This window comes from Leptolyngbya sp. FACHB-541, assembly GCF_014695875.1.
Lineage (GTDB): Bacteria > Cyanobacteriota > Cyanobacteriia > Elainellales > Elainellaceae > JAAUTN01.
The window spans coordinates 101,382-121,210 of record NZ_JACJPC010000051.1 but is presented as its reverse complement, the minus strand read 5'-3'; the positions used below and the strand labels follow the sequence as shown (position 1 = coordinate 121,210).

Here is a 19,829-nt window from a genome sequence, read left to right as displayed (position 1 = left end):
TGAATCTTTAAGTGCAGAGTGCTACAGCATCATTACAATAAAAGGTGGCTAAATGGGATCACTGCTGGGGCATGGCTCATGATTGATCTGAAGATGCTGCGTCGGATACCGCTGTTTGCTGACCTGAGCGACGAGCAGCTTGACTTTGCCAAACTGGGATGCGAGCGATCGCTTGAACCAGGAGAAATTTTGGCAGTCGAAGGCGAACCGTCAGGCTCTTTTTGGGTGCTGCTAGATGGCGAAATTCAGTGCACCAAGCAGATGGGCGATCGCCAAATTCCTTGGACTAATTTTGAGCCTTACTCCTACTTTGGTCACGAACTAATTTTGTTAGAACAGCCCTATCTAGCTACAGCACGAGCCTTACCTAAAAGCAATCTGCTGGAGTTTGACACGGCTGCATTCTGGAAAATGATGGAGTTGTGTCCCCTGATCAACCGTGAGTTGCTGATTTCAACCGCTCAGCGAACACAGGATCTAGGAACCGTCTCCTTACAGGCGGAAAAGCTGGTATCCCTTGGCACACTCACCTCAGGACTGGCTCAGGAGCTACGGCAGGTGTCCGCTACAGGGCGAGAAGCGGTCGAGCGTTTGCAGGAGTTATTTCAATGGCTCCAACCGCTGACCGTCAAGCTTAACGCCCATCAGATGACCTCTGATCAGCAAGAGTTTTTGATTACGCTTCAGCAAACCCTCCTGCAACGGATGACGATCTTTCCGGCAGAGATTAATCCGCAGGGATGGCAAGTGCAGGAGGAAGACATTGTTCAATGGCTGATCAAACGCAGCATTCCACACCCGCAACACTTTGCTAAAGTTTTGACTCGTGCGGGTTTGGATGTTACTGTCCTCAATGATATCGAGAGTGTTGTTCCCAATGGAGCCGTGTGTGCGGTTTTAGCCTGGTTAAAAGGCACGCTTAAGAGCTTAGCCTTAACGAATGATGTCGAGTTTAGTACTCAGCACATCGCCGAACTTGTCCAGGCTGCAAAAGATTACACCTATCTCGACCAGGCTCCTTTGCAGGAAATGGATATCCACGAAGGGTTAGAGAGAACTTTAGCAGTTTTGAATCATCGGCTAGTCACTGGGATTGAAGTGATTCGCGACTTTGATCGCACCTTACCTCCTATCTGTGTGTATGGGGGGGATTTGAACCAGGTCTGGACACATCTGATCGACAATGCGATCGACGCAATGGCAGGACAGGGAAAACTCACTCTGCGAACGTCTCAAGTTGGCGAAAGCGTGTTAGTAGAAATTGTGGATACTGGCCCTGGCATTCCGGATGAAATTCAGCCTTACGTTTTTGACCAGTTTTTTACAACGAAAGCAACAGATAATGGAACGGGTTTAGGACTTCCGATCGCCCACCGAGTGATTGTAAGTCAGCATCAAGGTCAGATTCAGGTTACTTCAAAACCTGGCTGTACCTGCTTCCAAATATACCTACCCATGGATTTAAAGGAATCTGACAGTTCCGCTGCCCCCTCTCAAGTTGCATAAGTTGCAATCAATCGGTAACTACCTATGCTGAGCCTCAAACCTGCTCCTGTCACCACTGATCTACTTCGCCGAATTCCCGTTTTTGCCCAAATACCGGAGGCAAAGCTGGAATGGATGGTTGCCCAAGGAAAAGCGGTTAGAGTTCCACCGGGCGGGCTGTTGCGGGCTGAGGGAGACCCGGCAAACTGTGTGTTTGTGCTGCTGGAAGGGATTTGCCGCATGACTCAGCGCTCTGGCAATCAGGATATTTTGCTGGTGCAGCACGATCGCCCCACGCTGATTGGTGAAGTGCCACTGCTAATGGGCGTACCCTACTTTTGGGCTAGCGGTAGAGCCGTTACAACCTGTCACATCCTGGAACTGGATGCAGATACTTTCTGGCAGTTTATGGGGCTGTGCCCGACCGTTGCAAAAAGCGTTTTGCAAACCATGATTGTGCGGATGCAGGAGATTCAAGTCCTGGCGCAGCATCGAGAGCGCCTAATTTCACTGGGTACGCTTGCTGCGGGGTTGGCGCATGAGCTAAATAATCCTGCTTCAGCCGCGCAGCGGGCAGCACGGGAGTTGCGACGGGTGTTTCCGCTGATGCAAACCCAGACACTCAAGCTCACTCATAAGTGTTTGACGGACGAACAACGTGAGTTTTTGATCCGTTTGCAGCAGGACGCGATCGTCCAGGCTCAAAACCCACCCACGCTCGACTCAATGACCCAGAGTGATTGCGAAGACCAGCTTACCGATTGGATGGATGACCACAACATACAAAACAGTTGGCAGTTTGCTTCCACGTTTGTCAATGCTGGACTAGATAGTGACTGGCTTGACCAAATTCTCACTTGCTTAAACAACATTTGTCTTCAAGACGTTTTCACCTGGCTGGAAGCTACCCTGACCGTGGTGGGATTATTGAATACTTTAGGACACAGCACTGAACGAATTCATCAACTCGTGGGAGCCGTTCAGGATTACTCTACGCTCGATCCAGACGACCTTCAGCTTGTTGACATTCACAAAGGCTTAGAAAGCACACTCACAATTTTGGGACACAAGCTGAAGCGAGGTGTGACAATAGTTCGAGATTACGCCGAAGATTTGCCCAAGGTGATGTCACACGGGTCAGAGCTAGAGCAGGTGTGGATGAATGTGATTGATAATGCGATCGCCGCCACACTAGAACGGTTTAACCTCAATACAAGCAGCACTCCAATGTCGGTCACGCCAGCACTCCATACCAATCCTGTGATGATTCCAACGGGCTGGCAAAACAGAGCAAGGCACTTCTCAACCACAAGTCAGCCAACGATCTGGATACGCACTCGTTGTGAGGCAGACTGGGTGCTGATTGAGATTGCAGACAATGGCATTGGCATTCCGCCCGAAGTGCAGCCTCACATCTATGAGCCCTTCTTTACTACAAAAGGCGTTGGTAAGGGCACCGGCTTAGGATTAAACACGAGCTACAAAATCGTTAAACGTCATGAGGGGGATATTCGTGTTACCTCTCAACCTGGCGATACCTGTTTTCAGATTCGCTTTCCCAGTCAATGTTGAATAAGTCTACAAACACTACCCGCCGCTACGACTTCGATTGGCTACGAGTGCTAGCGGTGCTTTTGCTGATCTACTTTCACGCGGCCGCGGTCTTCTACAAAGGTGAACTGGGCGAATTTTACATTCAAAACGATGTTTTGAGTCCAGGAATGAATGCTTTCGTCCTATTTGTTCATCAGTGGCATATGCCGCTGTTTTTCTTGCTTTCGGGCGCTGCTTCCTGGTTTATTCTGCAAACTCAGATGGCAGTTCAGTACGTTTTAGAACGGTTTAAGCGGCTATTCATTCCTTTTCTGTTTGGCACTCTGATCTTAATTCCGCCTCAAGTTTACTATCATCTTTTAAGCACTTCGAGCGATCGCCCTTCATACCTTCAGTTTTATCCCCAGTTCTTTAATGGCGTTCGTCCTGAAGGAAATTTTGAGTGGGGACATCTCTGGTTTTTGATCTATTTGTTTACCTTTTCTCTGCTGGCTTTGCCGCTGTTTCTGTATTTCAAAAACTCCGGTCAATTCTGGATTTCAAAGCTGGCAACACTAGTCGAAAAACCCGGAGCAATCTTCCTGTTAGCCTTACCCTTAGTACTCATTGAAGCAGCTTTGCGCCCTCACTGGATTGGATTTCAGAACCTTTACAACGACTGGGCAAATTTCTGTTTATATCTTGCTTACTTTATTTATGGCTACTTAATTTGTGCAGATCCAAGATTTGAACTGGCAATAGAGCGAAATTGGAAGGCGATCGCACTATTGGCGATCGCCTCTATGTCAGTGCTATTTGGGCTATGGCAAACCAATGTTTTACCAGAGCGAAGCTATTCGTTGGGGTATGTGCTGTACCAGATGTTGCGCGGCTTAAACTCCTGGCTTTGGGTAATGGCGCTTTTGGGTCTAGGTCGCAAATACTTAAACTTCAACAATCGAGTATTGCGATATTTTAATCCCGCGTCTTACCCCATTTATGTGTTGCATCAAACTGTTTTGGTGGCGATCGCCTTCTATGTCGTGCAGTGGCAAACAGGTGTGTTCGCAAAATTCTTTTTGATTAGCACTGCTTCACTCTTTATAACCATCCTGCTCTATGACCTGTTCGTAAAACGCCATAACATTCTGCGATTTCTCTTTGGGCTAAAGCCAATCAATAGACCTTCTGCATAAACGCAGCCAGGTTGCATTCAATCCTGCAAAAAATTCAGAATTGCAGCGTTGAACTCTTGCGATCGCTCAACCTGCGACCAGTGCCCACACTCATCAAAAATCTGTAGATCAGCGTTGGGCAACTGTTCTGCTGCAAACTGGGCATGGGCAACCGGCAATATCGGATCTTGTTGTCCCCAAATAACGAGGGTCGGTGTATGAATCGTGGCAAATTGATCAACAATGGGGCGATAAACCTCCGGGCGAACTCCCCAAAAATCAATATTAGCCCTAAGTTGCCTCTGTAATGCCTCTGGCGTACCAGGAAGATTGCCAATCTGATACAGCACTTCAACCCAATCGTCTGTAATCACCGCTGAGTCATACACAATTTGCTTTAATACAGAAGCGGTACTAATCCGACTGGGACGGAACAACTGGCTAGGCCAGGGCAATGAAGCTAACCGGAGGAAAAACATAATCTCCTTGCCCAACCCTAAACTGTTTGCCAGGACTAATTTTTCTATTTGCTCAGGAAAAAGCAGGGCAAACTGTAGGGCAATTCCGCCTCCTAACGAGTTTCCCACCAGGCTAGCTCGTTCCAAGTTAAGAACATCCATGAAAGCCTGAACAAACTTCGCCAGGTCAACTAAAGAGTAAGAAGTTGGCGGCTTATCGGAGCGACCCGAACCAACCAGATCAATCGCGTAAACTCGATGGTGCTGCGCCAAAGCACCAATATTGTATGTCCACGTTTCTACACAGCTTCCTAGACCATGAAGCAAGATGACTGTGGTTTCTCCATCCCCCAAAGCCCAGTAGCGAGTATTAATGTCTCCGACTTTAATGTATTGGTCCTGTGGAGTTTGGGTAAGACTCATAATGAAATCAAACTTCTAAACGTTGTACATACTTGATCCAGGATAATAAATCAGGCCAGATTTAGAGAGATTGCCTCGTTTGCCTCGTTTCCAGGTATAGCTTGAGAATACTGCTTCGAGGTACCTCCTCCAGCTGCAAGAGGCAGAGCCTCTAGAATTACATTCTGGTTAAAAGCTAGAAACGAGAAAAAAGGGAGACAGGGCTTTACCCTGCCTCCCTTCCTTTGTTCTAACCTTAAGGAGTTTACAGCCCTCTAAGCTTCTAGCTTCTGGCGCTTGAGGGTGGTAGCAGCCAAACCCGCTAGAGCAGTTAAACCTAAAACAGCAGCAGGTTCAGGAACAGGAACGGGATCTGCGACGGCAACCGTTCCAAGCACTGCTTCGGGATTGCCGGGTGAGAGAGATTCAACGCCATCGGTGTAGGAGATTGCGTACAGGAATTCTAAATCTAGAACTGCATCACCAGAACCAGAAGTGAAAGTTCCCTGGTCAAGTCCATCTAGCAGTTCGGGCTGATTCAGTCTGCCATCAACATAAAAGCTAGCGTCAAAGTCTGCTGTTGCACCTGACTCTTTAGAAGAGAAGAAAAACGCAGGTACAACATCATTTCCGCTCCAGTTCCAGAGCCAGGATTTCAACTCATCACCGGAGATGATGCCATCCTGAGTGTCTTCCTCATCTGCAACGATTGTTCCAAAGATAGAACCGCCGCCACTTTCTTCCCACCAACCTCTATATTCAACATCCCAAGCAAAGAGTGCAGCATGAGCAGGGGCAGCGATCGCCGTTAAACCTAAACCCAACCCGACAGCAAGCGCAAAACGTTTCATAAAATTACCTAGTGAGTAATTGCGGATAAAACAAACTGCTGGACGTTGGATTTGCTGCTAGCAGCAAACCCAACGCCATACCGAATCTAGGAACCGATGATGCCGCCGTTTTTACGGGTGATTACAATGGTTGCGTCACGAGGAATTCTGCCGCTTCCTTGGGGTGCTGGGAAGTTGGTCAGCGCTGGGTCACCATCACCTGGGTGCTGAAGGTTGACAAACATGGTTCGGCGATCGGGTGTTACGGTAATACCAGTAACTTCACAAGCCGTTACTCCAGAGAAGATGCGGCGAATTTCCCCTGAACCTGGGTCAGCAACCAACATTTGATCATTTAGCTTCACACCATTAACTTCAGGCTGCTCTCCATCAGTTTGAATGAATAGCCGTCCATCGGGGTCAGCCCATAGACCATCTGGGCTACCAAAAGCGCTCTTCTCAGTAGAGTGAGTATCTGTCGCAAGAACGAAGATATCCCAGGTAAAGGTGGTGCCGACGTGATTGTTGCTATCGCGCCACTTGATGATGTGACCAAAGGGGTTGGGTGCCTGTGGGTTAGGAGGGGTAGCTTCTGTGCGTCGAGTGTTGTTGGTGAGAGTCGCGTAAACATCTCCGTTGGGTCCAGCAGAAATCCACTCTGGGCGATCCATTGGGGTAGCCCCTACCGCGTCAGCTGCAAGGCGAGTGTAAGTTAACACTTCAGCCTGATCTGCAAATTTAGCTCTGAGAGCAGGGTTGTTGATGGTGAGTTCAATCCAGCTGCCTGTGCCGTCGTCGTTGAACTTAGCAACGTAGAGCTTACCCTGATCCAGTGGGCTGATGCCCCGTGCAACCATCGATCGCCAATTGCTATCAGAAACAAACTTGTAGATGTAGTCAAAGCGCTCATCATCACCCATGTAGACTACGGCACGACCGCCTTGTCCAACTACAACCTCTGCATTTTCGTGCTTAACCCGACCCAGTGCAGTACGTTTCACAGGTGTTTGAGAGGCGTTCATTGGATCGATTTCAACCACCCAGCCAAAGCGGTTCTCTTCATTGGCATAGCGGGGGTTTGACAGATCAAAACGAGGATCAAAGACATGCCAATTGTAGCCAGCACCACCTGCTGAAAAACCATAGCGAGCTTGCGCTTCTGTGGGCGTCCAAGCACCCGTTGCACCAAAGTAGCCGTTGAAGTTTTCCTCACAGGTGAGATAAGTTCCCCAAGGGGTTTTGCCGTTAGCACAGTTGTTCACGGTTCCCAAAGGTGCATTTCCTGCAGCGGTTCTGAGCAGACGGCTGTTGGCAGCTGGACCACTGAAGGTAACGGGTGTGTTGACGTGAATGCGGCGAGCATTGGAGCTGCTGACATTCTGCCACCTGCCATTCACTTTTCTAATTTCAACTACTGATGCACCATGAGCGTGCTGGGAGAGACGTACATCTTCAAGGCTTTCTGGCGCTTCTTTACCAAGGATGTGAGTGTTGTCACCAAACTCGTGGTTAATTGCTAGCATTCCGTGATCGTTACCCTCACCAATGGGGAAGAACCACATGCCGTCGTGACCAATTCCCACTTGCTGAGCCTGCTGGGCGGCGGTGGGTCGTCTGTTGGGTTCACCGTTGTAAGCTGGACCACCGGGTTGAATGGGGGTTCCCCAGGGGATTAGCACCTCGTACTGATAATCAGATGAAATGCTGGGGGTAGCGCCTGCGCCATCTGCCGCACGGACAAATGAGAAGTTGATGAGGCTGCCGCCTTGACGGGCGATCGCCGTTCCAGTACCTTGAGCAACGGCATCACCAGCAGCCTGGGCTGTAGCAGCAGTGGCTTCCTGAGTAAACAGCTTGTTGCCAGCTAGCGCTGCTAAAAAACCAGTGGCTGACAGTGCAGCACCACGCGCAAGAACGTTACGCCGAGACATTCTAGCCCGCAGAACGTCCTCAAAAGAACGGTTGCCCGATCTATTGCTACTTCCGTTATCGTGAATCACCTGTGTTCTCCTCTCAATATTGAACTTGCTAGCCGAATCTGTTGTCAAACTAACTAACTGAACCTGTTAGGGTTAGAAAAATGACTTACAGCAGTTTCCACTTGTGTAGACCACAAATTTCTGCAGGGCAGTTCGCCAACTGCCCCTACCCGTGGCTTATCCACCTGACAATGGCTGTAAGTCCTGGAATTCGATCAACGTGAAACCACCCACTTTTGAGTCAAAACACGGTCAGCACCCTCCCCATTAGAATCTGAAGCTTTTCTCTGATGAGAACTCACACACTTGATTGCGACAGAACTTTGAGTTCTTATCAGGGATTTATCACCAGTCCGTCACATCAATTGGACAGGCTTGCACTCGGACCTCAAAATCAATCCAGATCACTCAGATAATCCTGGGCGGCTGCTCCAGTGAGACGACCCGAATCAAAGGCTTCATCGATCCAAAAGCGATCTTGGATATCAGTGTTTCCATCCGCAGCTCTAGCTGGAGCCACTGCCACTGTTTCCGCTGCCTCATGTCGTTGAAGCAAAGCGTAAGAGGCACGGTAATATCGGCTCCAGGCACTCACCTGAGGATTTGCCTGCCACTGAGCGCAAGAAACAGTCACGGTCAGAATTGGAATCATCTCACCATTGCGATCGCCCACCACATCTACTTGAAGAGTCGAAAGATCAGGGTTTTGGCTAAACTGACGACTGATCGCCTCGCCCAGCAGCGACTCTGCCTGTGCAACCAACTCACTGTGATCGACCTGCCTATCTACGGGCATATCAATCACAATCCGTTCATCTTCTGCCTGTGCAGGCTGATAGTTTGCACTCAAAAAACTAAACATGAATGAGACTGCGATCGCCATCCAAAATCGGTGAGTAAAAGTCTTTTGAGACACGAAATCAAAAACCTATCTAAAGTACTCTGCTTGAGTAAGAAGTCTGAAATATTACAGACCATTTGGTTTACAACCGTATTGATGTTCCCATTAATTTTTTATGAGAAGGTCAAGCAAGGGTTAAGCCGAGTTGAACTGAACTTTAAAAGAGCGAGAACAAGTATGAAGATATTGTGAGGCGTACTCAATCAGGAAGTACGTCTCTGGCTCTCGGCTCTGTCCAAGTTTTGTTTGTTACAGCAGTGGGACTTACAGCAGTCTCCCCTTGTATAGCTACAGCGATAAATTCCTCTACTGACGCATTTAAGCTAATTTACTGCGTTAGTTTCAGGACTCATACGGAATCCATTTCGTAAAGAATCACTATTGGGTGTAAGGGCGAAGCATTCGGTCATGATTCCTGCCACTAAGGCACAATTCTTTTGCCGAATGCTTCGCCCCTCCCGGTACTGCTACTCTACAGACGGATTTAGTATCGGATCTTCCAGCTCAGTTTCTTTAACAGCATGGGTTCTGCTCTGCTTCACCCATCCTACAAAACTCTTGAAGTAGGTTGAGTGGAGCAAAGCGGAACCCAACGTTTTAAGCGTGTTCCGCTACTAAATGGCTGGTCTGAGTCAGCAACACCCTACTTTCGTTTGCCAAACTTCGCTTTCAGATCTTCTAAAGTGGGAGCTGAAGGCTGCGAAGCTGACGGTTGAGATTTTCCTTTTTGGGGACGATTTTGAGCAGGAGCAGGCTTATCGGCAGAACGCATGGACAGACTAATTCGTTTAAGCTGTTCATTCACTTCTAAAACGCGTACCGTCACCACCTGCCCGACTTTGACCACCTGTTTGGGATCGCTAATGAATCGGTCTGCCAACTGCGACACATGCACTAACCCGTCCTGATGGACACCAACGTCAACAAAGGCACCAAAGTTAGCCACGTTGGTGACTACACCTTCTAGCTCCATGCCCTCCTTTAAATCAGAGATTTCCTTTATCCCTTCCTTAAACGTGGCATATTTGAACTCGGCACGGGGATCACGTCCCGGCTTCTCCAACTCCGTCAGAATGTCACGCAGGGTTGGTTCACCGATCGCCTCTGTCACATATTTCTTCAGGTCAATCTGCTTTAACCGAGCGGCAATTTCAGTGATGTTTTGCAGCGGCTGGTTTAAATCAGCCGCAATTTGCTCAACTACGCGATAGCTTTCTGGGTGAACCGCTGTGTTGTCTAACGGATTTTCGCCCTCTCGAATGCGTAAAAAACCAGCCGCCTGTTCAAATGCTTTTGGTCCCAATTTGGGTACTTTCAACAGTTGGCGACGATTGCGAAATGCGCCATTTTGATTGCGATAGGCGACAATGTTGTTGGCAACGGCAGCAGAAATTCCCGACACAAACGTGAGTAATTCCTTTGAAGCGGTGTTGAGATCTACGCCAACGTAGTTCACGCAGCTTTCAACGGTTTCGTCCAGTTTCTTTTTCAACAGTTTCTGGTCAACGTCGTGCTGATATTGCCCCACGCCAATCGATTTGGGATCAATTTTCACCAGTTCTGCAAGTGGATCTTGGAGACGACGACCAATGCTAACGGAGCCGCGAACGGTGATATCTTGATCAGGAAATTCGGCGATCGCCACCTCGCTGGCTGAATACACCGACGCACCCGCCTCATTCACGATTACCGAAATGGGCTTGCGTTCTAACGTTTGCAGTACTTCTTTGACAAACTCATCGGTTTCCCGTCCAGCGGTGCCATTACCGATCGCCACCAGTTCAATGTGATAAGTCTGAATCAGGTCTGCGAGCGTTCGGGCTGCCTGTTTGCGCTGCTCAGCCGAATGGTGGGGAAAGATCGTTTGATACTTTAAAAATTGACCCGTTTGATCCAGCGCGACCACTTTGCAGCCTGTGCGAAAACCGGGGTCGATCGCCAGCGTTGGCTTCATTCCGGCAGGTGCCGCTAACAACAGTTCTCGCAGGTTTGCCTCAAAGGTTTTGATCGACTCTACATCAGCGGCTTGCTTTTTGGCAGTGCGAACTTCAGTAATCAGTGAGTTTTTCATCAGGCGATCGAAGGCATCTTGCACCATTGCCCGATAAAAGTCACGCACGGGTTTCACTTTTGTGCGAATTTCCTCAGATTCTAGGTAAGACAAGACTGCATCCTGGTCAAACTCCAGCGCTACTTCCAAAATGCCCTCTGCTTCACCTCGATAGAGCGCTAACAGGTTATGGGGTGCAACCGTTTTAACCTTCGTTTGATAGTTGCGATACATCTCAAACTTGGTCGATCCTTCTGCATGATCTGGTTTGATGCGCGAGGTCAATACGCTGGATTCCATCAGGTATTCGCGCAAATAGGCGCGGTGTTTGGCAGTGTCTGCTACCTCTTCTGCCAGGATGTCTGACGCACCACTCAGGGCAGCCTCAGCCGTTGCTACTCCCTTCTCCGCAGAAACGTATTTGGCGGCTTCCTCTTCTAGCGATCGCTCCTCTGCTTTGGGATGATTCAGCGATTTAATCCAGGTTGCGAGTGGTTCCAGCCCTTTCTCACGAGCGATCGCTGCTCTGGTACGACGTTTGGGACGATAGGGCAGATACAAATCTTCTAAGTCATTTTTTTGCAGACACGCCTCTATTTTGGTGCGTAGCTCGTCGGTGAGTTTGTCCTGCTGGGCGATCGACTCCAGAATGCTCTGCTTCCGCTCTTCCAACTCTGTCAAGTAGGTGTAGCGATCGAACAGCTTACGCAATTGCGTTTCGTCCATTTCGCCTGTGCGCTCTTTGCGATAACGGGCAATAAACGGCACCGTTGCGCCTTCGCCAAAAAGCTCCAGCGCATTTTGAATCTGAAACGGTTTGAGCGAGAGTTCGTTTGCCAGCAGTTGAGGAATGTTCAGCATCGAGTCTATCTAGAGAGCCTGATCTAGGATAGACCCTATGATAGCGGGATTAGGGATTGGGGACTTTAAACCTCGTTTCCAGGTTCTACCTTGTAACGAGGAGCCCTCAACCCCCAACTCCTATCACTCAGCTTTTTTACGACGAGATGCGCCGAAAGCAGCTAGCGACAAGATAATTCCCGCTACCGTTCCGGGTTCTGGAACCGACTCAGTATCAGGACTTTCGGGACGATCACCTTTAAACAGATGCAAGTTAGACTGACCGTTGCCTGACAGAGAGCCTGCGATCAGGTTGCCGTTAATGTGACCATTGTTGAATTTCACATCGGCATTCGGAGCTAAGACGCTGCCCATGATGCTGATGCTGTTCAGGTCAAGCGACTTTGCCTCAGAGAAGTTGAACAAGACATTTTGGGCTTTGCCTCGGCACCCCATGTGGACATTGCTGTTGTTGCAATCTTCCCCATTGAAGAAGAAGCCAAACTCAGACATGGAGGCAACTTCGCCAGTGACGTTGATTAGAACAGTGGAGTCTTCAGGAGCCAAAATGTTGAAGTATTTCGTATTTGCCAACTCATCAGCAAAGATATTGAAAATATTCAGCTTAGAGTCAGAACCTTCCATGGTCGCCAATAGGCTGGTGCCATATTGCTCAAATAATGTTTTGGTATTGTTTCCAATGAGGGTGGTGAAACGGTTGCCCCATTCTTCTCTCACTTCTTTGGTTGTGGGGACAGCCTGTGACTGGGCGTGGAGAGAGGCTGATAGCGTGCGTAGGTGCTGTCCGGCAGCAGCAAAGTCAATCGGCTTACTCTGAGTGATGTTGCCCTGCCGAATCACCTGATTGTTGGTATCTAATACTTCAAAGCCAACATTGGAGGCGATCGCCTGATTTCCACCAAACGTGGCATCTCCATAGACCTTGCCATTGCTGAGGGTTGTGTCTCCCCCAACAACCATGGCCTCTCCATTGCCCTCACCCCTTAGCAGCATTCCGACGGCAAAGCCATCCGTAAAGCTGGCATCACCCCCGACGGCTAATTTTCCTTCGGTATCTGTGCCGGTCTGGTTATAGTCTCCCAATACAAAGACGTTGTATTCGGCAGCGGGCCCGAGGCTAACCGCGCCTGCCTGCGTTGCATAACCAACGCTAAAAGCAACAACTGGAAGGGTCGCTGCCAATTGCCCAAAGCGAATCAGTGTATGACTCATAGTCGAGAGTTCCAATAAGTGGTGCAACTTCTGTAACTCTCATCGGACAACTGGGGACATTACAGGGCGTTTGTATCAGAGCTTACCGTCTCTTTACCAGAGGTCTTAGCTTTGTTAGCAAGAGAACAAATTTTCTCTAATCAAGTGGTGGAGCGGAATTCAGGAGAAAAAAGAAAAATTGCAGCCTCAAAGCAAATCGTTTTGAAGCTGCAATTTTTACTATATTTAGCGATGTAGTGTTTGAGATTGTTCCCTTCTCAATTAAAGATCAGGGATGCGCCCCCCGTCGCGGGAGCACATCCCTGATCTTTAATTGAGAAGGAGTAATTAGTCCTCTCCACCCCAATCATCATCATCTTCCTTATCTACACCATAGAGAGGGGCATCCATAATCTCCTCCAACTCTTCTACTGGCTTATAGGGGATCTCTTCAGCCGTCTCATAAGGCTTAAATCGCCCAGTGCTTTCTAACCATTCGAACATTGATTCATTCTCTCTAGGAGGAATGACAAGTGGCTTTTGGCTCAAAAGTTCTTGACGGAGAGCAGGATTACGTGGCGTGGACATCTTTGCTCACCTAATTAGCTATTTGTATTAACTACTCTAACACAGAAACAGAACCTGGTAAAAGTTTATACATCTTGCAGCTTCACAACGCAGTTTTTCATTGAGCTCACTAATCCTCCATGGGTTGACTAAGAGGACAAGACACAAACTTTTTCCCTGACCAATCTGTAAAAGTGGTGTCGTTTTGATGGTGTCGAGGAGTTTGCATCAGTAAACGCCAAACTTCCCCTGCCTCTAATAAATTCAACCGTTCGGGATAATGGAGCTGCAGTAATTTTTGAACAACAGGATAATAATCACAATTTATCCCTGGAAAGATATGGTGTTCCGTGTGATAAGAGAAATTTAGGTGAAGCACATCCAATAGCTTAGGGACTTTCAGAGAGACACTATTAATTAACGGATCGTTGATGCTTGTCATTTGACACAGCATGTGATTTGTAAAAATGTAGAACATAGCTCCGGCATAGCCAATTCCGATCGGCAGGAAATAGCTCAACACCAGTTTGATTGGCTCAAAGTTTAGATAAGCCATGATACTGAAGTGAAGCATGAAAATTAGCAGAAATTCCTGGGCGATCGCCCAACGCTCCCTAGCGCTAACTGTAAAAGCAGCGGGAACATAGTCAACATCTTTGCGATTAAACAACAGTACAGAAGTGAGATTGCGAAAGCCATGAATTCCCCAAGCTGTAGCCATGCCAATGGCTAAACAAATAGGATTTACCTCGGAAGAGGGGACAAATTGATTCTGAATCCACTTTCCCCAAGTGTTGGACTGCTTGGATAAATAATTGCGATCCGGATCAGCTAAAGAATTCGTCTTACCATGATGTTCTCGATTATGAACTGCTTTCCAGAGTGTGGGAGGCATCCACCACATAGCTAAACCCAACAAACTGATCCAATGAATTAGACGAGAATTTTTAATAACGCTGCCGTGCATCAACGCATGAGAGCTGAACAATAAAACAATGATGCTGTTGCCCATAATGAGCGTCAGGGGTAAATAAAGCCATAAAAGGCTGGTTTGCCACTGATTTAAGTAGGTTGCGATCGCCCAGCCTAATCCTAAAATGATCAGATTAAGCAGAAGGATGACGAGCTTATTTAGATCAGGCTCAAATGCTTCGACTGGAAGCAATGGACGCAACAATTTGATGTAATCGGCTTGAGGAATTAACAGTTGCTCATCAACTGACTTCATAGATTTGCTTAATAATTTTAGAGTTAACAGTTGGGGTGTAATTGAGAGATGTATCGAACAATCTTCAAACGCTATCTCTCAACAGATGCGGGGCAACAGCTATCAACAACTGTTACCCCGCATCTAAAAAGTATTATTCAACCAAGCAATTAAGCAGGCAATAATACGGTGTCAATGATGTGAATCACGCCGTTATCTGCTGCAACATCAGGAGTTGCAACTGTGGCATCATTTACCTTAACACTGCCATTTGTAGCATCGATTTTTACATCTGAACCTTCAACAGTAGTTGCTGATTTTAGCTTAACTACATCAGATGCCATCACTTTGCCTGAAACAACGTGATAAGTCAGAATTTGCTTGAGTTTTGGGATGTCCTTAAGCAGTGCATCTACCGTCCCATCAGGGAGTTTAGCGAACGCTTCATCAGTAGGTGCAAAAACAGTAAAAGGACCAGCGCCTTTCAAAGTATCTACCAGATTGGCAGCTTTAATTGCAGTAACTAGGGTGCTGAAAGAACCAGCATTAGCGGCAGTATCAACAATGTTAGCCAACGAAATCACCTAGTTTTTTTGCTTGTCTGCTGACTAGTGTAGACTACTTTCCAAAAAGAAAGTATCGCTTGTTGCTTTTTCACTTGGTACTTCTTGCATAGAAATAGTAGGTGGGGCGCTCAGTACCTCACCTACCATTCCTAAAAACATTACAATGCTGTACTATCTTTCAGTTTTATTCAAACTCTTGTTTGATTCGACCCACTTCAGTTCCAGGATAGTAATTACTCAAGATTTGCTGGTAGCTATATCCTTGATTTGCTAAATCTAGCGCTCCTAGCTGACTCATTCCGCGTCCTTGAAAAGCTTCCATCACGATCGCATCTGAGGCAGCATACAGCGACTCAACAATGCCGCCTTCGTAGCTAACAAACTCTCCAGCGGTTGCATCGACCGCCTGACGAATTGTATCTGCCTCTCGTTCAATGCCTCGATAGACCTGATAGCGCTCGGTTGAACCTATATCATAGGCAGAATGGACGGGTTTAAAGTGATAGGTCAACCCATAGGAACGAGCGGCGATCGCCTGTGCCTTGAGCGCCTCCACATTCCAACTGGGTGATACTTCACTACCTACAACGCTGTAGAGGTAGCTTCTCATGTCCACAAAGTTGACTGCCCAAAGATTTCCCCCCTCCGCAATCAGCAACAATCGCCCCCGATAGCCGCGATCGCCCAAATAAAACAGTCCTTGAGGCGACGGATCGATCATGACCACAGAGGGCAGTTGGGCGGAGTTTAGCTGAACTGAATTGCCACTGGGCTGAGCCGTGTAGGTTGTCTCAGCAGAGAGCGTTTGGAGTTGCTCTCCATCCTCGTCAAACACAACCGCGTCTGTAGACGTGCGAATGGCAGCAGAAGGAATCCCTGTAGCGATCGCCACCCGCATCTCAATTAGCGAATCGACCGACGGTAAAGAAGACAAAAACTCTTCGGTGTTGCGGCGGTTCAATTCCTCCTGCTCTGGGGTTAGGGTAGGAGCCGCAGCCGATGGCGTTGGCGAGGGTGTAGGGGAAGCCTGAGTTGCAGGTGTGGCATCCGGGGAGAGAATAGATGCAGCAGCCAGCTTTGTCGCGTCCCGTTCTACTGGGTAAGCCAAGTCATCTCCAGCAGGCACTGCACCAGGTAACAGCAGTTGCCTAGCCAAAACCACTCCAACCGCTACCACTCCCAGCAGCGGCAGCATGACCCAGGTATAAGGTTTGAGCCGTTTAATGGTTTGCTGCCAATTCATTTTCAAGCAGTTCAAATGCTCCTCACTAAACTACTCGATGAGCTAAGCAACCAGCAAATTTGCCACTTCTGCGTGCATCAGGGCAATGTTAGGGTCACGCTGAATAGCGTGATAGTAGCGCTTTTTCAATGCATTTTCTGAAGCAGGCTGAATCAGCGATCGCGCCTGCTCCAAAAGCTGGTTTGCCTGCTCTAGGGTGACTGGCTCCTTACCGCTCAGCGTCTCATCCAGGTGAGCAATAAACTGAGAAATAGGGCGCAGCCAGCTAAACCATTCGTGCCCAATTACCAATTGAAAAAACTCGCCATTCGTCTGAATGCGTCCGTGAAACTGCTCATAGACAATCCGTTCAGAATCTAGCAGAGCCTTGTGCAGGCGGATTAATGCAGTCCGTAACTGGCGCAAGCGTTGCAGTAAAGGAGCCAAAGCTGGATCAACTGAAGACATGGGTAGAGATTAAAGCAGCACTTTCTACATCCTTGCATATTTGATCAGGGGTCATGGGTCTTGCCAGGTTACGAATCCTGCGACCGGAATTGCTCAAACCATTCCTGGTAGGTGCGCTGGATCTGGGAGTTTTCGACTAAAAGCTCGACGTTGACCTGATTGCAGCGGTGGGGAAGGGCTTTGGCGATCGCCTCCAACATCTGTCCGGCCAGACGCGGACTGGGAAACTCGTGGTAAGTTTTTTGCACATCCCAGCCGCCCAGCAAGATTTCGATGTTGACCTGCTTGCAGCGGTGGTGCAAAGTTTTGGCGATCATATCTAGAACGTGGCTGGCAGCCGCAGGGGTGGCAAATTCGCCCTTAACTCTGGGTAGATAGGTTGAATCTGAAGCATCAGCAAACTCAACCCCAATCACTTCCCCTTTGCCCAGGTCAATCGCCGCAAGCTGGCGAGTTTCTGCGCCGACATCTGTCCCAATCTGCTCTATGATTAGCTTCTCGTAGCGCACCGGCACCTCAACCATGCGCGTTTCAACTTCTTTACGCACAATCACCTCACCCGCTTTGCGTTTGCCGCGATTGAGGACTAGCTTCTCTTCGAGGGTTCGCACGACTTCTTCGATCACCTGCGATGGCTCAGTCGTAGACGAAGTGGTGTCCAACAGAGCATCAGTCGCCGGAGGCGTCGTTTCTAAAGCGCCTTGAAGTCCTTCGGGCGGAAAGGGATCAAATTCGCCAGAAGATTCAACCTCTCGCTTAGAACCACCGACCAGACTTAGCTCTTGCGACCTTTCGCCAGAAGTTAGTTCTGCTAGCTCTCGGCTTTCGGAGGTGTCAAGCGATCGATGCTCAGGTAGCTGTTCCACTTCTGCCTCGCTCAGCTTGGTGAAGAAAGTGCGGTTTGGAATATCAATCTTTCGCAGCAAACCACTATGAATCAACAGCGTGCGATTTCCGGTAGGCGTGGGGTGAATGACCGCCAGGTTAAAATTTCCTTCATCCCCCGAAGGGTCTAGCACTAAATCTTGGACTTCGCCGATCAACCCACCTTGCGCGTCAAGCACCGCAAAGTTATTCACTTTTCCCCTTAACCTGTCAACCAAAGCTTTGGCATGACGAGCGTTTGACACTGTAGATGCAGCTTTTTTGACAGATTTTAGGTCGTTCATCTTGCAATTCCAGTAAGTGTGATGAAATCTATATAACAATCCTAACTGAGTGGACTGACTGAATGGGTGATGAGAGGCGCACCCGGCTCGTCTTACAGCTGATTTAGAACTGCTATATAAAATCTATATTGTCAAAAATTCTGGCGTTGTACCAAATCCGTTTTAATTGTCAAAATTTTTTCATCAAAAAATTTTCGCTGAATCGCTCTGGGCAAGGCCGGAGAATGATTTATACCGGGCTGATTTGCTTCCAGGTGCGATCGCTAATTTCATCCGCTGGAAACATACATTCAATCCGCAGTTCTTGAAGCGTAATGTCATAGGGTGTCCCTAAAGTGGCGATCGTTGAGAAAAACTGTAGCTCCAGCGCATCTCGCTTAAGGTGGATAGTTAGAAGTAGCGTATTTTGTGCTGTGTGGTTTGTGGTGTGCCAAATTTCAGGGACACCTGGATAACTCATCAGTTCGTGCAGCAGCAGAGTAGACATAGACTGCTCGTGTTCAACTTCTGCCATCGCTTCACGGTGCAGCCGTTGCAGCAAATGCTCTGAAAATTCTTCCCAGTTGACAATAAACGGGCGTAACCCCTGCGGATGAAAGACAGCCCGCATCAGATTGATTTTTCCGTCTGTGCAAAAGTGAGCTTGCAGTTGATCTAACCCAATAAAGGTCGTTAGCAGCCGAGTCGCAGCATCATTGGCTAAAAGCAGATGCCAGTAGCGATCGACTACGAGTGCCGGATAGGGTTCCTGCTGCCGCAACATAAAATCGATTGCCTTACGCACTGACGCCATCTCAGGAGCCGCCAAATCTGTCTCAGCGTGAATCGGAGTAAACCCCGCTGCCGTTAGCATCAAGTTTTGCTGCCTGAGCGGAATCTCTAGAACAGTTGCCAGTTGCAGCACCATTTCTCGGCTGGGTTTAGCGCGTCCCGATTCAAGGAAACTAATGTGGCGTTGAGAAACTTGACTGGTCACCGCTAAATCAAGCTGACTGAAACCCCGCTGGTTGCGCCACTGTTTCAGCAATATGCCGAATGAGTGCTTTTGATCAGGATTGGCAGCGGTCAAATGTTGAACCATAGAATTCCTGATGGAATGATGGGACGACCTACACAAATCGTCTACATAGGTCTTCTGCGTGAATCGTAGCGCAACGGAACCGTTCTACCATTCATGCTTCAAAAAATGATTCATGCAATGCTGCCTTCAAATTGTGTCCTTCAATTCTTGGTACACCTGCTTCAGATCATCAAGCTGATAGTGAGCATTCAACCCACTGGGGTTTGGTAAAACCCAAATCAAGGTGTCGTGGAGTGTCTCAGGCTGTCGTCCTAGAGTAGCTTTGGGCCGTTTGAACGCAGTGCGATAGGCGCTAATTCCCAGAATGGCAAGACATTTGGGGCGATCGCGCATCACTTTGGCGGCTAACTGTTGATGTCCTATCACCAGTTCTTCAGCGTCTAGTTCGTCTGCTCTGGCGGTTGCTCGATCGACAATGTTGGTGAGTCCGTAGCCAAAAGTGAGAAGCTGTTGATCTTCAGATGGGTGGAGCAGGCGATCGGTAAATCCTGCGGCGTACAGCGTTTTCCAAAATCGGTTGCCCGGACGCGCAAAATGATGTTGAACCACTGCGCTGTAGAGACTGGGATTAATACCGCAAAACAACACTCGCAGCTCAGGTGCGATGATATCTGGAACCGTTTTGCCAACCGCTGCCTGAATTTCAGCTTTCGTCGGTTTGTAAGAAGTCATGCGAATGTAAGT

17 protein-coding genes are annotated in these 19,829 nt (G+C 48.4%); 3 read left to right on the top strand and 14 right to left on the bottom strand.

All coding sequences use genetic code 11. From position 1 onward, the window contains the following. The first annotated feature begins 78 nt into the window (after positions 1–78). The 3 genes from H6G00_RS11100 to H6G00_RS11090 are packed head-to-tail and all read left to right on the top strand — an operon-like array spanning position 79 to position 4,214. The gene (locus H6G00_RS11100; RefSeq protein WP_190642069.1) at positions 79–1,506 is read left to right on the top strand and encodes an ATP-binding protein; all 1,428 of its coding nucleotides are present in this window, start codon (positions 79–81) and stop codon (positions 1,504–1,506) included. Positions 1,507–1,530: 24 nt separating this feature from the next. After that, a complete protein-coding gene (locus H6G00_RS11095; protein WP_199318429.1) occupies positions 1,531–3,057 on the top strand; it encodes an ATP-binding protein in 1,527 nt (508 codons plus the stop codon). Continuing rightward, positions 3,051–4,214: an acyltransferase family protein gene (locus H6G00_RS11090; RefSeq protein WP_190796757.1), complete on the top strand. Its 1,164-nt coding sequence runs from the start codon at positions 3,051–3,053 to the stop codon at positions 4,212–4,214. Before H6G00_RS11095 ends, H6G00_RS11090 begins: the two co-directional genes overlap by 7 nt. 17 nt (positions 4,215–4,231) lie before the next feature. Here the strand turns inward: H6G00_RS11090 and H6G00_RS11085 are convergent, their stop codons facing one another. From H6G00_RS11085 to mug, 14 genes are all read right to left on the bottom strand, one after another. Then, a complete protein-coding gene (locus tag H6G00_RS11085; RefSeq protein ID WP_190796756.1) occupies positions 4,232–5,074 on the bottom strand; it encodes an alpha/beta fold hydrolase in 843 nt (280 codons plus the stop codon). 254 nt (positions 5,075–5,328) lie between these two features. After that, positions 5,329–5,904: a PEP-CTERM sorting domain-containing protein gene (locus H6G00_RS11080; RefSeq protein ID WP_190796755.1), complete on the bottom strand. Its 576-nt coding sequence runs from the start codon at positions 5,902–5,904 to the stop codon at positions 5,329–5,331. Between the two features lie 86 nt (positions 5,905–5,990). Next, a complete protein-coding gene (locus H6G00_RS11075) occupies positions 5,991–7,883 on the bottom strand; it encodes an alkaline phosphatase PhoX (RefSeq protein ID WP_190796754.1) in 1,893 nt (630 codons plus the stop codon). Between the two features lie 373 nt (positions 7,884–8,256). Next, positions 8,257–8,778: a hypothetical protein gene (locus tag H6G00_RS11070; protein ID WP_190796753.1), complete on the bottom strand. Its 522-nt coding sequence runs from the start codon at positions 8,776–8,778 to the stop codon at positions 8,257–8,259. A 628-nt stretch (positions 8,779–9,406) separates the two neighbouring features. After that, positions 9,407–11,674, bottom strand: coding sequence for a Tex family protein (locus H6G00_RS11065; RefSeq protein WP_190796752.1), 2,268 nt, complete (start codon positions 11,672–11,674; stop codon positions 9,407–9,409). A 123-nt stretch (positions 11,675–11,797) separates the two neighbouring features. Further along, on the bottom strand, positions 11,798–12,886 hold the full coding sequence (locus tag H6G00_RS11060) for a choice-of-anchor A family protein (RefSeq protein ID WP_190796832.1): 1,089 nt from the start codon (positions 12,884–12,886) through the stop codon (positions 11,798–11,800). Between the two features lie 327 nt (positions 12,887–13,213). Then, a complete protein-coding gene (locus H6G00_RS11055) occupies positions 13,214–13,453 on the bottom strand; it encodes a DUF3134 family protein (RefSeq protein WP_190642077.1) in 240 nt (79 codons plus the stop codon). Between the two features lie 109 nt (positions 13,454–13,562). Further along, positions 13,563–14,660, bottom strand: coding sequence for a fatty acid desaturase (locus H6G00_RS11050; RefSeq protein ID WP_190685487.1), 1,098 nt, complete (start codon positions 14,658–14,660; stop codon positions 13,563–13,565). A gap of 149 nt (positions 14,661–14,809) precedes the next feature. Then, the gene (locus H6G00_RS11045; protein WP_190642079.1) at positions 14,810–15,214 is read right to left on the bottom strand and encodes a fasciclin domain-containing protein; all 405 of its coding nucleotides are present in this window, start codon (positions 15,212–15,214) and stop codon (positions 14,810–14,812) included. Positions 15,215–15,389: 175 nt separating this feature from the next. Next, positions 15,390–16,448, bottom strand: coding sequence for a SpoIID/LytB domain-containing protein (locus tag H6G00_RS11040; protein WP_190796751.1), 1,059 nt, complete (start codon positions 16,446–16,448; stop codon positions 15,390–15,392). A gap of 42 nt (positions 16,449–16,490) precedes the next feature. After that, on the bottom strand, positions 16,491–16,895 hold the full coding sequence (locus H6G00_RS11035) for a hypothetical protein (RefSeq protein ID WP_190642081.1): 405 nt from the start codon (positions 16,893–16,895) through the stop codon (positions 16,491–16,493). 68 nt (positions 16,896–16,963) lie between these two features. Continuing rightward, positions 16,964–18,064: a DUF2382 domain-containing protein gene (locus H6G00_RS11030; protein WP_190796750.1), complete on the bottom strand. Its 1,101-nt coding sequence runs from the start codon at positions 18,062–18,064 to the stop codon at positions 16,964–16,966. 229 nt (positions 18,065–18,293) lie between these two features. Continuing rightward, positions 18,294–19,145, bottom strand: a complete 852-nt coding sequence (locus tag H6G00_RS11025; protein ID WP_190796749.1) for a helix-turn-helix domain-containing protein — start codon at positions 19,143–19,145, stop codon at positions 18,294–18,296. 126 nt (positions 19,146–19,271) lie between these two features. Beyond that, on the bottom strand, positions 19,272–19,817 hold the full coding sequence (mug, locus tag H6G00_RS11020) for a G/U mismatch-specific DNA glycosylase (protein ID WP_190796748.1): 546 nt from the start codon (positions 19,815–19,817) through the stop codon (positions 19,272–19,274). Between the last annotated feature and the right edge of the window lie 12 nt (positions 19,818–19,829).

Bases quoted from the DNA above. Each gene is read 5' to 3' on its own strand.
- H6G00_RS11100 (WP_190642069.1), top strand. From the start codon at position 79: ATGATTGATCTGAAGATGCTGCGTCGGATACCGCTGTTTGCTGACCTG.
- H6G00_RS11095 (WP_199318429.1), top strand. From the start codon at position 1,531: ATGCTGAGCCTCAAACCTGCTCCTGTCACCACTGATCTACTTCGCCGA.
- H6G00_RS11090 (WP_190796757.1), top strand. From the start codon at position 3,051: ATGTTGAATAAGTCTACAAACACTACCCGCCGCTACGACTTCGATTGG.
- H6G00_RS11085 (WP_190796756.1), bottom strand. From the start codon at position 5,074: ATGAGTCTTACCCAAACTCCACAGGACCAATACATTAAAGTCGGAGAC.
- H6G00_RS11080 (WP_190796755.1), bottom strand. From the start codon at position 5,904: ATGAAACGTTTTGCGCTTGCTGTCGGGTTGGGTTTAGGTTTAACGGCG.
- H6G00_RS11065 (WP_190796752.1), bottom strand. From the start codon at position 11,674: ATGCTGAACATTCCTCAACTGCTGGCAAACGAACTCTCGCTCAAACCG.
- H6G00_RS11060 (WP_190796832.1), bottom strand. From the start codon at position 12,886: ATGAGTCATACACTGATTCGCTTTGGGCAATTGGCAGCGACCCTTCCA.
- H6G00_RS11055 (WP_190642077.1), bottom strand. From the start codon at position 13,453: ATGTCCACGCCACGTAATCCTGCTCTCCGTCAAGAACTTTTGAGCCAA.
- H6G00_RS11050 (WP_190685487.1), bottom strand. From the start codon at position 14,660: ATGAAGTCAGTTGATGAGCAACTGTTAATTCCTCAAGCCGATTACATC.
- H6G00_RS11040 (WP_190796751.1), bottom strand. From the start codon at position 16,448: ATGAATTGGCAGCAAACCATTAAACGGCTCAAACCTTATACCTGGGTC.
- H6G00_RS11035 (WP_190642081.1), bottom strand. From the start codon at position 16,895: ATGTCTTCAGTTGATCCAGCTTTGGCTCCTTTACTGCAACGCTTGCGC.
- H6G00_RS11030 (WP_190796750.1), bottom strand. From the start codon at position 18,064: ATGAACGACCTAAAATCTGTCAAAAAAGCTGCATCTACAGTGTCAAAC.
- H6G00_RS11025 (WP_190796749.1), bottom strand. From the start codon at position 19,145: ATGGTTCAACATTTGACCGCTGCCAATCCTGATCAAAAGCACTCATTC.
- mug (WP_190796748.1), bottom strand. From the start codon at position 19,817: ATGACTTCTTACAAACCGACGAAAGCTGAAATTCAGGCAGCGGTTGGC.